Below are 15,822 nucleotides of genomic sequence, written 5' to 3' on the forward strand. Positions count from 1 at the left end.
CCTGCTTCTCTTTCGCTTAGCGAAACATCACCTCTGCCCAGCGCGCCAGGCCGGCCGTGACCGAGCCGAAATCATCGCCGCTGGCGATCGGCGTCTCCGGCAGCGCCTGCTGCAGCGCGGCGCGCAGCACCGGCGAACGCGCGCTGCCGCCCGTCAGATAGATCACTTCCGGTTTCGCGTCGCAGCTGGCGAGCGCCAGATGCACCTGCTCCAGAATACGTTCCAGCGGCTGGTTGATCGCCTCCTGCAGCAGGGTGTCGCTGATGGCGGCGTGCAGCTGCGGCGCGATAAACTCCAGGCTGGCGTCAAAGGCGGCGCGGTCGGACAGGGCGATTTTGCTCTCCTCCGCCGCGCGCACCAGACGATAGCCGAGCTTCTGCTGCCAGACCTTCAGCAGACGCGCCACCTGTTCGCCTTGCTCGGCGTCGCGCACCAGATCGCGCAGCAGCTTGCCGCAGGCGGCGGAGTAAAACTCGCTCTGCGCCGGCACGTCGTTGATCGCCACCGCGTTCCACCACGGCAGCGCGGGCAGGGCGGTGCCTTTCTGCGTCTTGCCGCCCAGCCCGAGCAGCGGCATCAGAGTTTTGAACGCCAGCATAATGTCGAGATCGTTGCCGCCGACGCGGCAGCCGCTGTGGCCGAGCAGGCTGGCACGTCGATCCGACAGCGTGCGCCACTCCGGCCCCATCAGCAGCATCGAGCAGTCGGTGGTGCCGCCGCCGATATCCACCACCAGCACCCGCGTCTCGCGCGTCAGCGTCGCCTCGAAATCGAGACCGGCTGCCACCGGCTCGAACTGAAACTCTACGTCGCGGAAACCGGCGCGCTTCGCCGCGCGCAGCAGAATGTTCTGCGCCTGCGCGTTGGCCTCATCGCCGCCGAGTCCCTGAAAGTTAATAGGACGGCCGATAACCGCCTGATCGATGGCGCCGTCGAGCTGCGCTTCGCCCTGCGCGCGAATATGGCGCATCATGGCGCACACCAGATCTTCAAACAGCGCGATCTGCTGCGGCTTCAGCCCGCTGGCGCCAAGAAAGGATTTTGGGGATTTAACGAACCAGGTCTCTTCCGGGTCGACCATATAGTGCTGCAGCGCGGTGAGGCCGAACTGCACGCTGTTGGCCGTGACCTCGATGTCTTCTTCGCGGTTATAGCGCAGCGCACGCTGCAGCAGCGCCGTGGTTTCTTCGTCCGGCGTCGCTACCTGGTGGTGACGGTAGAGCCATTCGCTTACCGCTTCGCGCGTGGGTGCGGCTATCATCGACGGCAGCAGGCGCTGGCCATTCTCCAGCGTCAGCAGGCGCGGCGTGCCGTTTTCGCACACCGCAATGGAACAGTTCGCCGTACCGTAATCGAAACCAATGAACATCTGATGCCCCTCCCGGAAAAAAGGGGGCGACTTTAGCGCAGCTTGCGAGGGCTGGCAAGCGGCTCAGCGCGCCGGCGGAGCGTAGACCGCCAGCCGGCCGCGTCCCGCTTTTTTGGCGTTGTAACAGGCGATATCCGCCTGCGACAGCACCTCCGCGCCGATATTATTGTCGGCGGAAATCTGCGTCAGCCCGGCGCTGGCGCCGACCTGAAAAACGGCGCCCTGCCAGCTGAAGGCGTAGCCGTTGACCGCCGCAACGATGCGCTGCACCACCTCGCGCCCCTGCGCCAGCGGGCACTCCGGCATCAGCAGGGCGAACTCGTCGCCGCCGAGGCGCGCCAGAAAATCGCTGCCGCGCAGCGCGTGCTGCATCAGCTCGGCGAGTTCGCGCAGCAGCGCGTCGCCCGCCGCGTGTCCGGCAGTATCGTTAACCGCTTTGAATTTATCCAGGTCGATAAAAGCCAGCACATGCTGATGCTGGCGCTCGACGGCGTCGCTCAGCAGCCGCTGCAGCTGGCGTTCAAAGCTGGCGCGGTTGGGCAGCCGGGTCAGGGTGTCGTGCAGCGCGCTGTAGCTGAGGCGCTTCATCATCTTGCGCGACTCGCTGACGTCCTGAATCACCATCACCGCGCCGATCTCCTCGCCTTCCAGCGTGCGCAGCGGCGTAATGCTGTAGTGGATCTCCACCACGGTGCCGTCGGCGGCGTGCAGCACCAGCTCGTCATCGAGATCCGGCGTGGTCTTCTCCACTGGCAGACGGCGCAGCAGCAGATTTTCCACCGGCGTCCCGTGGCGGCCGTGGCTGATCTGCAGCAGCGCGCTCAGCGGCTGGCCCGCCGCCTCCTGCTCGCGGCGGCCGCTCATCTTCTCCGCCACCGGATTCATAAAGGTGACGCGCATCTCACTGTCGGTGCTGATCACCGCCTCGCCGATAGAGTCGAGGGTGATCGCCATACGCTCTTTTTCCTGAAACAGCGCGTCGTTCGCCAGCGTAATGCGCTCCATCAGGCGTCGGTTAGTCTGCTCGCTCTGTTTTAGCGCAGAGATATCGATAATCTGCGCGATAAAGTAGAGCGGATGGCGCGCGGCGTCGCGCACCAGCGACACCGTCAGGCGCGCCCAGACGATGTCGCCGCTTTTGCGAAAGTAGCGCTTCTCGATGGTGTAGGCGTCAACGTCGCCGCGCAGCAGCTTGTCTGCATGCTGCAGATCGTTCTCCAGATCGTCAGGATGGGTGATCTGCTGAAAGGTCAGCTTTCTCAGCTCGGCGGCGGGAAAGCCCAGCGTCTGGCAGAGAGAATTATTGACCTGCAGCCAGACGCCCTCCGGCGAGACCAGCGCCATGCCGATGGCGGAATACTCCATCGCGTGGCGAAAACGGGTTTCGCTTTCGCTGATGTGGTGCTTCTCGCGCCGAAACGCATCCATCACCAGCGCCATCACGTGGCTGGGGATCAGCACCAGCAGGAAGGGCACCCAGTTGGCGATCTGGCCGGGCGCGTTGTTGCGCGTCTCCACCGTCACCAGCCCCAGCGCCAGCATCAGCGACACCGCACAGGCGTTAAGCAGAAACAGCAGAAACGCATCCCGCTTCGGCAGGCGCACCGCGCACCAGAACAGGATCACCACGATGCAGGTAAAAGGCCAGGGCATAAAGCGCAGCGCCAGCCAGGTGGCGCCGAGGGTCAGCAGCAGAGTAAAGAGAAACTCCGCCAGCCGACGCAGGCTGAGCGCGCTGGTGCGCAGCGGCCAGGGCATCAGCAGCAGCACCGGGCCCAGCGCCAGCATGCCGATCACTTCAGAAATCACCCAGGTAGAGAGAAAGGAAAAGCGCCCGCTGCCGCTGATATTCAGCACCCACAGCGCCAGCAGGCCGCCCAGCAGCGGTGTCAGCAGGCCGACCGACAGCATAAAGCGCAGCCAGTCGAGCAGCGAGTTCAGCGGCGCGTGACGCTTCAGCAGCGCGCGCAGCAGCACGCCGCCGACGATCCCCTGCAGCAGGTTGATCAGCGTAAACAGCAGATTGGCCGGATTGGGGCCGAGTATCAGGCCATTGGCCAGCGCGGTGCCTGCGGCGCAGGCCAGCAGCAGCAGCGGCGCGTGACGGGAAGGTGTGCGAAACACCACGACGGTCATCAGCGACGTGGCGAACCAGAGCGGCGAAATGCGGCCGCTGAAGACGATCAGCTCCAGACAAAATAGCGTCAGCGCAAAGGCGATCGCCCCGAGGATCAGGGCGCTCAGCAGGCGGTTTTGCGGTCTGTCCGGCGAGGACAACAGTTCAACACTCATTCACTAACCCGGCAACGCGCACAGCGTCAATATGACGAAAAATGCGCCAGTCATTCTCTTTTGGGCATGCTAGCACATCGCTGCAGGGATGCGGCCGTTAAATCAAATTTGTGCGATATTCAACGAATTGACTGGCCCTTTTTCAGCAAAAAAGGGCGCAGCGCGCTCAGGGACGGAACAGATCGGCGCGGGTAAACGGTTTTTCCAGCCCGGCGATATCGGCAGAGAAACGTTCAAGAAACTGTTGCGTTGTGGCTTTGCGACCGTGGCCCAGCAGCAGCAGCGGCACTAAAAAGGCGACGCCGATCTGCGGCCAGCTAAAGCCCTTCAACGCGGTGCGACGCTGGCTAAGCAGAAAGGCGGAGCTGAGGGTAAAGCCGAGCAGTAGCCCGGTGGCGACTTCGCTGGCGGAGTGCGCGTGGATCACCAGACGCGAGAAGCCGACCATCAGCGGGATCAGGTAGCCGACGGCGATAGCGCCCAGGCGCAGCAGCGGCGGCCAGCGGCCGGAGACCAGCCACAGCATCACCGGCCACAGGGTCGCTGACATCGCGCTGTGGCCGCTGAAGCCGGTAAAATTGAACCGGGCGCTGCCGATGCCGAAGCCGAGAAACAGAATTTTCGACAGGCTCACCAGCAGGCCCGCCAGACCAAAGGCGAGCAGCCAGTACCAGACCGTGCGGCGGTTATCGCTCTTCCACGGCAGGATCAACGCGATAATGACCGCGGTCGGGATCAGCAGCATGCTGTCGCCAAAGTAGGTCAGAGTTCTCCAGTGCATAAGCTTCCTTTATGGTGGGCTGGCATCGCGCGCCCGCGCTATCGCGGGGAATGACGCAGGCTTCCGCTGCCTGATGCGCCAGCCGCATCCGTTGTTATCAGTCTGGACCCAGTTTATCGGGTAACGGCTGCGGTTTGAAAAGGGGAAATTCTGAAATGGCGTCAGCGGCTTTTCTCTGGCGTCAAAAGAATGAAATCCCTATACTTAGCGCCTACTAAACCCTCTCCATTCCGTCCTGCGTCAAAACGCCTAATCCGCGTACAGCGCAGGCTCCAGTATCAGGTCTTTAAAAAGTATGACTGACAAGTCTCATCAGTGCGTGATTGTGGGCATTGCCGGTGCCTCCGCATCCGGAAAAAGTTTAATCGCCAGCACGCTCTACCGCGAAATCCGTGACCAGGTCGGTGACGAGCATATCGGGGTTATCCCGGAAGATGCCTATTATAAGGACCAGAGTCACCTCACCATGGAAGAGAGGGTGAAAACCAACTACGACCATCCGAGCGCGATGGATCACGACCTGCTGCTGCAGCACCTGCAGGCGCTAAAGGCGGGCCAGGATATCGATCTGCCGGTTTACAGCTACGTCGAGCACACCCGCACGCGTGACAGCATCCATCTGAAGCCGAAAAAGGTGATTATCCTCGAAGGGATCCTGCTGCTCACCGACGCGCGGCTGCGTCAGGAGCTGAACTTCTCGATTTTCGTCGATACCCCGCTGGATATCTGCCTGATGCGCCGCATGAAGCGCGACGTCAACGAGCGCGGCCGCTCCATGGACTCGGTGATGAGCCAGTATCAGAAAACCGTGCGCCCGATGTTCCTGCAGTTTATCGAGCCGTCGAAGCAGTACGCCGATATTATCGTGCCGCGCGGCGGGAAAAACCGCATCGCCATTGATATCCTTAAGGCCAAAATCAATCAGTTTTTCGAATAGGCGCGTCGGGTCAGACGCGCGGCGAACCGCCTGTTACGCGCGTTTCAGGCGGTTCGCTACACTTATATCATGGAGACAGCCGAATGAGATTATGTGACCGCGACATTGAAGCCTGGCTGGACGACGGCCGGTTAGCCATCGATCCGCGCCCGCCGGTGGAGCGCATTAACGGCGCCACCGTGGATGTGCGTCTGGGCAACCAGTTTCGTACTTTCCGCGGCCACACCGCGGCGTTTATCGATTTAAGCGGTCCGAAAGATGAGGTGAGCGCCGCGCTGGATCGCGTGATGAGCGATGAAATCGTGCTGCCGGAAGGTGAGGCCTTTTTCCTCCATCCCGGCGAACTGGCGCTGGCGGTTACCTTTGAATCGGTCACCATACCGGACGATCTGGTGGGCTGGCTCGACGGCCGCTCTTCGCTGGCGCGTCTCGGCCTGATGGTGCACGTTACCGCGCACCGCATCGATCCCGGCTGGCAGGGGCGCATCGTGCTGGAGTTCTATAATTCCGGCAAGCTGCCGCTGGCGCTGCGTCCCGGCATGCTGATCGGCGCGCTGAGCTTTGAGCCACTCTCCGGTCCGGCGGCGCGGCCCTATAACCGTCGCGAAGACGCCAAATATCGCGGACAGCAGGGCGCTGTCGCCAGTCGTATCGACAAAGATTAAACCGCGAACATGGGGATGTAATGAAGAGAGTGATAACCACGCTGGCCATTTTACTGGTGGTCATCGTTGCCGGCATGACCGCGCTGGTGCTGCTGGTCAATCCAAACGATTTTCGATCCTATATGGTGAAACAGGTCGAACAGCGCAGTGGTTATCGGCTGGAGGTGGGCGGCGATCTGCGCTGGCACGTCTGGCCTAAGCTCAGCATCCTTGCCGGGCGCATGAGCCTTACCGCACCCGGCGCGTCGCAGCCGCTGGTGACGGCGGAAAACATGCGTCTCGACGTCAATCTCTGGCCGCTGCTGTCGCATCAGCTCAGCGTCAGCCAGGTGATGCTCAGCAACGCCGTGGTGCGCGCCACGCCGGAAAGCGCGGCGCAGCAGCCGCACAACGCGCCGGTCGCGCCCGGTCGCAGCGAGGCGAGCGCGCCGGCCGGCGGCTGGTCGTTCGACATCAGTCAGCTGCGCGTCGCCGACAGTTTGCTGATCTGGCGCCAGCCCGGCGGCGACGAATACAACTTCCGCGATTTTAACCTCAATCTGAATCAGGACGCCCGCCATCAGGCGACGATTGCCCTTAGCACCAGCCTGACGCGCAACCAGCGCAACGCCACGCTGTCGCTCAAGGGGCAGCTTGACGCCGCGCAGTACCCGCACCGCCTGAGCGGCAAAATCGACGAACTTAACTACGCGCTGAGCGGCGCCAATATCCCGCCGCAGGGCGTGAAGGGCACGCTGAGCGCGCAGGGCAGCTGGCGCGCCGAGACGCAGCAGTTTGCGCTGACGCAGATGCAGCTCAGCGCCAACGACAGCGCGCTGTCCGGCTCGGCAAGCGGCACCCTGACGGCGCCGCAGCAGCTTGCGCTGCAGCTGCACGCCACCCAGCTTAATCTCGACAACCTGATGTCCGGCGCGCCGCAGAGCAGCGAACGCGGCGCGCAGCACGCCACGGTAGCGCGCGCGCCGGTGATTGCCGCGCCGCGCGTGCAGAACAACAGCGACTCGCCGCTTAACGACGTGAACCTGGCGCTGGATCTCAAGGCGGACAGCGCGGTGTGGCGCGGTCTGACGCTGCAATCCTTCGCGCTCGACGCCACTAACCAGCAGGGACTGATGACGCTGCGCGTGCTGAGCGGCAAGCTGGGCGACGGCGATTTCTCCTTGCCGGGCACGGTAGATATCCGCCAGCCGGAAACGCGCGTGGCGCTGCAGCCGGTGCTGCACAACGTCGCCATACAGCCGCTGCTCGCCGCCCTTGCACTGCCGCAAACGCTGCAGGGCAACGTCTCGCTTAATGGCGATCTCGGCGGCGAGGGGCTGACGCTGGAGGCGGCGAAACGCCAGTGGCGCGGCGAGGCGCAGCTGCGCGCCAGCGACGTGAAGCTGGCGCAGATCAATCTGCAGCAGATGGTGCGCCGCGCGGTCGAGCGCGCCAGCGACAAGGTCAGCAGCGACGAAGGCGCCGATCAGGGCATTCGCCAGCTTGAGGGCGACGTCACGCTGGACAACGGCGTGCTGCGCTTCGACAGGCTGCAGGGCGAGGGCGATCGCCTGCGCCTGCAGGCCGCAGGCGCAGTGAATATGGCGCAGCAGCAGCTGGATGTCACCTTCGGTTTGACGCTCAGCGGCTGGAAAGGCGACGAGCGGCTGACGGCGCTGCTGTCGCAGCAGCCGATTCCGCTGCGCATGTACGGCAGCTGGAACAATGTGCAGTATTCGCTGCCGGTCGATCAGGTGCTGCGTCAGCAGCTGCAGAGCGAGGCGAAGTCGCGCCTCAACGAGTGGCTCGATCGCCAGCCGAAAAACAGTGATAAAGAGAACCTGCGCAAGCTGCTGCGTCCGTAGCTACACCTCGTAATCGGGATCCTGCGGCTGTTGCAGGATCTCCACCTTCTGAACCCGATGATTTTCAACCTGCAGGATGCGCAGCAGATAGCTGCCGACCTGCAGCGTTTCGCCCTCGGCGGGAATATGCTGCAGGCTGTCCATCAGCAGACCCGCCAGCGTATGGTAGCTGCGGCGTTCATCCAGCGGCAGCCTGACGTAGAGCGCTAAATCCTCCAGCGGAATATTGCCGTTGACGATCCAGCGGTTTTCGCCCTGCGCCTGCACGTCGTAGCGCGCGTCAATCTCTTCGCCCTCCAGCGGCAGGTTGCCGGCGATGGTTTCCATCAGATCGCTGAGCGTCACCACGCCCTCCACCGAGCCGAACTCATCCACCACAAAGGCGAAATGGGTGCGCGCCTGGCGAAACTGCTCCAGCGCCTGCAGCAGCGTCAGGCGCTCGTGAAACACCAGCGGCTGTCGGATCAGCGCGCGCAAATCCAGCGACTGCTGGTGCAGCGCCTGATGCAGTAGATCGATAGCGTGCACCACGCCGAGCAGTTCATTGCTCTGATCGGTGATCAGCAGGCGCGTATGCTGATTGCGGTCAAGACGCGCCATGATTTCCGCCGGATCGTCGTCGAGATTAATGTGCTCGACGTCGTGACGTGAGGTCATGATGCTGTTGACGTGGCGCTGGGCAAAGCCAAGCACGCGGGCGATCATCACCCGCTCCTGACGGTTAAACAGCGCGTGGCGATCGCTGTCGGCAATCAGCGAGGCGCTCTGCGGATCGAGTTCGGCATGGTCCGCCTCGCCGCGCAGCAGCCGCAACACCGTTTCCGCCGTGCGCTGGCGCAGCGGCCGGCCGGCCGACAGCGCACGGCGGCGGTTGCGCTGCGCCAGCTGGTTAAACGCTTCAATCACTATCGAGAAGCCGATCGCCGCATAGAGATAGCCTTTGGGGATAACGAAACCGAGCCCTTCCGCCACCAGGCTAAAGCCGATCATCAGCAGAAAGCTCAGGCAGAGAATAACAATAGTGGGATGGCGGTTAACGAAGCGCGTCAGCGGCTTGCTGGCCAGCAGCATCAGCAGGATAGCAATGGTGACCGCCGTCATCATTACCGGCAGCTGATTGACCATGCCGACGGCGGTGATCACCGCGTCCAGCGAAAATATCGCGTCCAGCACCACGATTTGCGCCACCACCGGCCAGAATTTAGCGCCGCGATTTTGTTGATTCTGGCCGTGATCCTGACCTTCGAGCCGGCTGTTCAGCTCGGTGGTGGCCTTGAACAGCAGAAACAGACCGCCCAGCAGCAGCAGCAGATCGCGCGCGCTGAAGGGGTGACCGCGCAGCGTGAAGAGCGGCTGCGTCAGGGTGACCAGCCAGGAAAGGGACGCCAGCAGCAGTAAACGGCACAGCAACGCCAGCAGTAAACCGATGACGCGCGCCCGATCGCGATCCTTGCCGGGCAGTTTCTCCACCAGAATAGCGATAAACACCAGATTATCGATCCCCAACACCAGCTCCAGAACGATTAGCGTCACTAACCCTGCCCAGAGCGAGGGATCCGCAAATACCTCCAACATGCCTTAGCCGCCTGAATATATCGAAGTCAGTAAAATCTGAGGATAGTGGAGTGCAGGGCAGGGCACAACTCGCCGCCGCGCCTGCGATGCAGCCCGATAAAGGTCAATAAAGAGTAGATTGTGTGCTGTTTGTTTCCGCATTCTGTCTGATTTATGTAAAGCGGGGACGAGAGCGGGCTGAATAACTGATGAATCGAGAGAGGAAATAGCGTCACCACGCGTACTTTATTTGCGCAGCGAGTATGGAATTATTCTGATTTTCGCTCAGGGTATTGCACTTTCAATTTTACCGCCTGGCGGGCCTCAATACTAATTACTGGTAGTCTTTTTCCTAAAATAGTCAGGGGAGGGCGGGGCCTACTTGTAAAGAAGCCAGTAATAACTAGTATAGCAACGTGCTGGTAAAAGTCTGCGCTTATGTTGATATTCGCCCACAGATTTGGCACCCAATGTTGTGAATTGTGATCTGATCCCGTTGGACTGCATCAGGCAGCCGGTTTGGGAATAGCAGACCGGAAAACAGGATATCAAAAGCGGTATTGGCAGCGACAGCCAAGGGCGGTAGCGTGCCTGAAACGCCTTTTACGTTGAGAAAACAATCAGTGCGTCGCCGCAGGTTAAGTCAGAGTAATCTGTTGGTATTCTTCACAATTTTCCTGTTCTCTTGATCGGGTAAATGGCGTGAACGCACCCAGGAACTCCCCTCAGTTACGCCTATGTCGACGAGAAACTGATTCGCTCAATTATTACACAGCTTAGGGCGTCACGGGTTTAAGGAAATAAAATAAAGAGTTAAATATGCGCGATACTGAAATTACCTTTAAAAGTCTTTTTACTAAATTGTTGTTGGCCGGGTCAGATTTAATTTGTTTTAACGCCGCGTTATTCATCGCTCTGGCGTTAATTAATATGATGACGGATTCACCGCTGGCAGATATTTCCGAAAAAGATCTGCATTTGAAAATTGCTACGCACATTTTCCTGTCAGTAATTTGCGTCGGCTGGTTCTGGGTAAGGCTGCGTCACTTTACTTACCGCAAACCTTTCTGGTTCGAGCTGAAAGAAGTTTTTCGTACCATTCTTATTTTTTCCATTATCGACCTGTCGATTACCGCGCTGTCGCAGTGGCAAATGTCGCGTTTTGTCTGGGTACTGACCTGGCTGCTGGCGCTGGTGTTGATTCCGCTGTCGCGCGCCGTGGTGAAGCATCTGCTTAATCATTACGGCCTGTGGAAAAAACAGACCATTATTATCGGCAGCAGCAAAAATGCCCAGGAAGCCTGGCAGGCGCTGCAGAGCGAAGAGGTGATGGGTTTCGACGTTATCGCCTTCTACGACGTCGACGGCAGCTGCCCGCAGGCGAGCATCTCCGGCGTGCCGGTGCTGCGCGAAGAGGCGGAACTCTGGAACCTGACCCACAGCGAAACACAATTTATCGTTGCGGTTGAGTTCGAGCAGAGTCAGTATCGCGATATGTGGTTGAAGAATCTGGCGATGCACAACTGCCGCTCCGTCTCCGTGATCCCGACGCTGCGCGGCGTGCCGCTCTACGGCACCGACATGGCCTACATCTTCAGCCATGAAGTGATGATCCTGCGCGTCAACAACAACCTGGCGAAGCGCACCTCGCGCTTCCTGAAACGCGCATTCGACATCGTCGGCGCGCTGTCAATTATCCTGATGCTGCTGCCTGCGCTGCTGGTGCTCGGCTTTATGGTGGGACGCGACGGCGGCCCGCCGATTTACGGACACGAACGCGTCGGCCTGAACGGTCGCAAGTTCAAATGTTTGAAGTTCCGTTCGATGGTGATCAACTCTAAAGAGGTGCTGGAAGAGGTGCTGCGCACCGATCCGGTGGCGCGCGCCGAGTGGGACAAAGATTTCAAACTGAAAAACGATCCACGCATCACCAAAGTCGGCCACTTTATCCGTAAGACCAGTCTGGATGAGCTGCCGCAGCTGTGGAACGTGGTGCGCGGCGACATGAGCCTCGTCGGTCCGCGCCCGGTGATTGAAGATGAACTTTGTCGTTATGCCGGGGATGTCGACTACTACCTGATGGCGAAGCCAGGCATGACGGGATTGTGGCAGGTCAGCGGTCGTAACGACGTTGATTACGAAACGCGCGTCTATTTCGACTCGTGGTACGTAAAAAACTGGTCGCTGTGGAACGATATCGCCATTCTGTTCAAAACGGTCGGTGTCGTACTGAAGCGCGATGGGGCGTATTGATAGCAGGCGAGTGCAGGGAGCCTGATGCAAGGGCTCCCGGATGTGCGCGCCGCCGCTGGCAACGTCATTGGCGATAGCTGCCATTATCGTGGCTGAAGGAAGCCGTTAAGGGATAAAAGGGGCAAAAGAGCGCGTTTGCTTATTTCGTCCTGCTAAACGGCAGCAACAAAGAGAGTAAGGGAGTAAAGGATAATGACAGACATTTTCAGTGCTTAGGCTGGCGAGTTTATTTTTTTTCAGCGCTTACACAGCGGCGTTTTCGCCTCTATCAATCAATAACTGATAGCGAAGATCTAAATGATTACAATCAAAACGAAATTGATACCCATGCTGGTATCCGCCACATTTCTCTCAGGGTGTACGGTTGTTCCTGGCCAGCACCTTTCCACTAGCGGAAAAGATGTCGTCGAGCAGCAGGACAGCAACTATGACATCGACAAATATGTCAATGTCTTCCCGTTAACGCCGCGCCTGGTCGAGCAGATGCGTCCCAAGCCGCTGGTGGCGCAAGCTAACCCGGGGCTGCAGAACGAAATTCAAAACTATGAATACCGCATCGGCATCGGCGACGTCATTAACGTTACCGTCTGGGATCACCCGGAGCTGACCACGCCAGCCGGCCAGTACCGCAGCGCCAGCGACACCGGCAACTGGGTGCACTCCGACGGCACCATCTTCTACCCCTATATCGGCAAAGTGCGCGTCGTCGGCCGTACGGTCACCGAAGTGCGCACCGAAATTGCGCGTCGCCTCGCGCAGTATATCGAGAGCCCGCAGGTTGACGTCAGCATCGCCTCCTTTAAGTCGCAGAAAACCTACGTGACCGGCGCCGTGACCACCTCTGGCCAGCAGGCGATCACTAACGTGCCGCTGACGGTGCTGGACGCCATCAACGCCGCGGGCGGCCTGGCGGCGGACGCCGACTGGCGCAACGTGGTGCTGACCCACAACGGCACCGAGCAGCGCATCTCGCTGCAGGCGCTGATGCAGAACGGCGACCTGAGCCAGAACCATCTGCTCTATCCGGGCGATATCCTCTATGTGCCGCGCAACGACGATCTGAAGGTCTTCGTGATGGGCGAAGTGCGTCAGCAGTCAACGCTGAAAATGGACCGCAGCGGCATGACGCTGGCCGAAGCGCTGGGCAACGCGCAGGGCATGGATCAGACGGCGGCGGACGCCACCGGCGTCTTCGTTATTCGTCCGATCCGCGGCACCAACCGCACCAAGATCGCCAACATCTATCAGCTGAACACCAAAGATGCGGCGGCGATGGTGATGGGCACCGAATTCCAACTTGAGCCATACGACATCGTCTATGTCACCTCTACGCCGCTCACGCGCTGGAACCGCGTGATTTCGCAGCTGCTGCCGACCATTGCCGGCATCAACGATGCAAGCGAGGCGGCGCTGCGTTTCCGCAACTGGTCGAACTAGGTTTAGCCATGATTACGTCCGTGTTAGTGGTTTGCGTCGGCAACATCTGCCGCTCTCCTACCGGAGAGCGCTTACTGAAGCGCGCGCTGCCGGAAAAACGCATCGCCTCGGCGGGGCTCAGCGCCCTCAAGGGCTATCCGGCGGATCGCACCGCCAGCGAGGTGGCCGCGCAACATGGCCTCTCGCTGGAGGGGCATCAGGCGCAGCAGTTAACCGCCAGTATGTGCCGCGATTTCGACCTGATTCTGGTGATGGAGAAGCGCCACATCGAACAGGTCAATCGCATCGATCCAGCCGCGCGCGGAAAAACCATGCTGCTTGGGCACTGGCTCAACCAACACGAAATCGCGGATCCGTACAGAAAGAGTCGTGAGGCCTTTGAAGAGGTTTACGGGTTACTGGAAAGCGCTACCCAGAAATGGGTCAACGTATTAAGCCGATAGTTGGGATTATCCATGAATATTAAAAATAAGGTCATGACCGCGCCGCGAGAGGAGTCAGCTGGATTCGATCTCGGCCACCTTTTGGGACAGCTGATCGATCACCGCTGGATCATTGTCGCCGTTACCGCCTTCTTTATGCTGGTGGGAACGCTCTACACACTGTTTGCCACGCCGATTTACAGCGCCGACGCCATGGTGCAGGTGGAGCAGAAAAACAGCAGCACCGTGCTTTCCGATCTGCAAAGCATTATTCCGGCCACGCCGGAGTCCGATACCGAGATTCAGATCCTTGAATCGCGCATGGTGATCGGCAAGACCGTGAGCGATCTCGGTCTCGACACCGTTATCGAGCAGAAATACTTCCCGATCATCGGCAAAGGTCTGTCGCGCCTGATGGGCAACAAACCGGCGCAGATCGCTATTTCGCGTCTGGAAATCCCGCGCACCATCGACAAGCGTAACGTCGAGCTGGAAGTCAACAGCCCGACCACCTACACCGTCAGCAAAGATGGCGACGAGCTGTTTAAGGGCCAGGTCGGCCGTCTGGAGCAGCACGGCGAGATCACCATGCTGGTGAGCGACATTCAGGCGGAAGAGGGCACCAGCTTCACCGTCACCAAGCTGAACGAGCTGCAGGCGATCAACTCGGTGCTGGCGAACCTGACCGTTGCCGACAAAGGCAAAGACACCGGCGTGCTGGGCCTGCAGTATGTGGGCGAAGATCCGGAGCACATCAGCAAGGTGCTAAACCAGATCGTCAACAACTATCTGCTGCAGAACGTCGAGCGCAAATCAGAGCAGGCGGAAAAGAGCCTGGAGTTTCTGCGCAATCAGCTGCCGCAGGTGCGCGCCAAGCTGGATGACGCTGAGAACAAGCTGAACACCTTCCGTCGTCAGAACGAATCGGTGGATATGTCGCTGGAAGCGAAGTCGGCCCTCGACTCCTCTGTCAGCGTGCAGAGCCAGCTGAACGAGCTGACCTTCCGCGAAGCTGAAGTGTCGCAGCTGTTCACCAAAGATCACCCGACCTACCGCGCGCTGCTGGAAAAACGCAAAACGCTGGAAGGCGAGCAGGCGCAGCTGAACAAGAAAATCTCCCAGATGCCGCAGACGCAGCAAGAGATCCTGCGCCTGACGCGTGACGTGCAGGCGGGTCAGGAAATCTACATGCAGCTGCTGAACCGTCAGCAGGAGCTCGGCATCAGCAAGGCCAGCACCGTGGGTGACGTGCGCATCATCGACAACGCGGAAACGGCCAACGCGCCGGTCGCGCCGAAGAAAACGCTGATCATCGCCGCCAGCCTGCTGCTGGGCCTGGTGGTCTCGGTCGGTCTGGTGCTGCTGAAAGCGCTGCTGCATCACGGCATCGAGAACCCGGAACAGCTGGAAGAGCTGGGCATGAACGTCTATGCCAGCGTGCCGCTCTCTGAATGGCAGCGCAAGAAAGACACCGAAGCGCTGGCGCGTCGCGGTCATAAAGTGAAGACCGATCCGCACGAAACGCTGCTGGCGCTGGGCAACCCGACCGACCTCTCTATCGAGGCGATCCGTAGCCTGCGCACCAGCCTGCACTTCGCGATGATGGAAGCGAAAAACAATATCCTGATGATCACCGGCGCCAGCCCAGGCATTGGTAAAACCTTTATCTGCGCCAACCTGGCGACGCTGGTGGCGAAAGCGGGTCAGCGCGTGCTGTTCATCGACGGCGATATGCGTCGTGGCTATACCCACGACCTGATCGGCGCCGAGAACAAATCAGGCCTCTCTAACGTGCTGTCAGGCAAAACCGAGTTCAGCCCGGCACTTATCCAGCACGGTCCGTACGGCTTCGACTTCCTGCCGCGTGGCCAGGTGCCGCCGAACCCGTCTGAGCTGCTGATGCACCGCCGCATGGGCGAGCTGCTGGAGTGGGCGAGCAAGAACTACGACCTGGTGCTGATTGATACGCCGCCGATTCTGGCCGTCACCGACGCCTCGATTATCGGCAAGCTGGCCGGCACCTCGCTGATGGTGGCGCGTTTCGAAACCAACACCGCGAAAGAGATCGACGTCAGCTTCAAGCGCTTCGCGCAGAACGGCATCGAGATCAAAGGCGTGATCCTCAACGCCGTGGTGCGTAAGGCCGCTAACGCCTACGGATATGGCTACGACTATTACGACTACGAATATGGTAAGCCGACCAAAAGCTAACCTTTGACGATTAACGGGGCGGTGAAACCGCCCCTTTTTATCGCCGCTTAAAGACGA

At 60.1% G+C, this 15,822-nt stretch carries 11 protein-coding genes; 7 read left to right on the plus strand and 4 right to left on the minus strand.

The window, feature by feature from the left end; all coding sequences use genetic code 11:
* Positions 1 to 16 precede the first annotated feature (16 nt).
* The 3 genes from yegD to B2J69_RS15155 all read right to left on the minus strand — a co-directional run bounded on the left by yegD (position 17) and on the right by B2J69_RS15155 (position 4,442).
* Positions 17 to 1,369 (minus strand): molecular chaperone, encoded by a 1,353-nt coding sequence (gene yegD, locus B2J69_RS15145; RefSeq protein WP_081140480.1) that lies wholly within the window; start codon positions 1,367 to 1,369, stop codon positions 17 to 19.
* Positions 1,370 to 1,432: 63 nt separating this feature from the next.
* Positions 1,433 to 3,661 (minus strand): diguanylate cyclase domain-containing protein, encoded by a 2,229-nt coding sequence (locus tag B2J69_RS15150; RefSeq protein ID WP_081140481.1) that lies wholly within the window; start codon positions 3,659 to 3,661, stop codon positions 1,433 to 1,435.
* A 166-nt stretch (positions 3,662 to 3,827) separates the two neighbouring features.
* Positions 3,828 to 4,442: a phosphatase PAP2 family protein gene (locus B2J69_RS15155; protein ID WP_081140482.1), complete on the minus strand. Its 615-nt coding sequence runs from the start codon at positions 4,440 to 4,442 to the stop codon at positions 3,828 to 3,830.
* A gap of 295 nt (positions 4,443 to 4,737) precedes the next feature.
* On the opposite strand from B2J69_RS15155, the gene udk reads away from it, so the two are divergent.
* From udk to asmA, 3 genes are all read left to right on the plus strand, one after another.
* Positions 4,738 to 5,379 (plus strand): uridine kinase, encoded by a 642-nt coding sequence (gene udk / locus B2J69_RS15160; protein ID WP_081140483.1) that lies wholly within the window; start codon positions 4,738 to 4,740, stop codon positions 5,377 to 5,379.
* An 83-nt stretch (positions 5,380 to 5,462) separates the two neighbouring features.
* Entirely contained in the window at positions 5,463 to 6,044 is a 582-nt protein-coding gene (gene dcd / locus B2J69_RS15165; protein WP_033750209.1) for a dCTP deaminase, read from the plus strand.
* Between the two features lie 20 nt (positions 6,045 to 6,064).
* Positions 6,065 to 7,888 (plus strand): outer membrane assembly protein AsmA, encoded by a 1,824-nt coding sequence (gene asmA, locus B2J69_RS15170; protein ID WP_081140484.1) that lies wholly within the window; start codon positions 6,065 to 6,067, stop codon positions 7,886 to 7,888.
* On the opposite strand, the gene B2J69_RS15175 is transcribed toward asmA, so the two are convergent.
* Positions 7,889 to 9,463 (minus strand): TerC family protein, encoded by a 1,575-nt coding sequence (locus B2J69_RS15175; protein WP_081140485.1) that lies wholly within the window; start codon positions 9,461 to 9,463, stop codon positions 7,889 to 7,891.
* A gap of 798 nt (positions 9,464 to 10,261) precedes the next feature.
* Here B2J69_RS15175 and wbaP point away from each other — a divergent pair.
* From wbaP to wzc, 4 genes are all read left to right on the plus strand, one after another.
* Positions 10,262 to 11,695: an undecaprenyl-phosphate galactose phosphotransferase WbaP gene (gene wbaP / locus B2J69_RS15180; protein ID WP_081140486.1), complete on the plus strand. Its 1,434-nt coding sequence runs from the start codon at positions 10,262 to 10,264 to the stop codon at positions 11,693 to 11,695.
* 297 nt (positions 11,696 to 11,992) lie between these two features.
* Positions 11,993 to 13,132 carry a polysaccharide export protein gene (locus B2J69_RS15185; protein WP_081140487.1) on the plus strand — a complete coding sequence of 380 codons (1,140 nt, stop codon included), beginning with the start codon at positions 11,993 to 11,995 and terminating at the stop codon, positions 13,130 to 13,132.
* A gap of 8 nt (positions 13,133 to 13,140) precedes the next feature.
* Positions 13,141 to 13,575, plus strand: a complete 435-nt coding sequence (locus tag B2J69_RS15190; RefSeq protein WP_081140488.1) for an arsenate reductase/protein-tyrosine-phosphatase family protein — start codon at positions 13,141 to 13,143, stop codon at positions 13,573 to 13,575.
* Positions 13,576 to 13,587: 12 nt separating this feature from the next.
* Positions 13,588 to 15,765 carry a tyrosine-protein kinase Wzc gene (gene wzc, locus B2J69_RS15195; RefSeq protein WP_081140489.1) on the plus strand — a complete coding sequence of 726 codons (2,178 nt, stop codon included), beginning with the start codon at positions 13,588 to 13,590 and terminating at the stop codon, positions 15,763 to 15,765.
* Positions 15,766 to 15,822: the final 57 nt, after the last annotated feature.

It is taken from the genome of Pantoea latae, assembly GCF_002077695.1.
GTDB classification, from domain to species: domain Bacteria; phylum Pseudomonadota; class Gammaproteobacteria; order Enterobacterales; family Enterobacteriaceae; genus Pantoea; species Pantoea latae.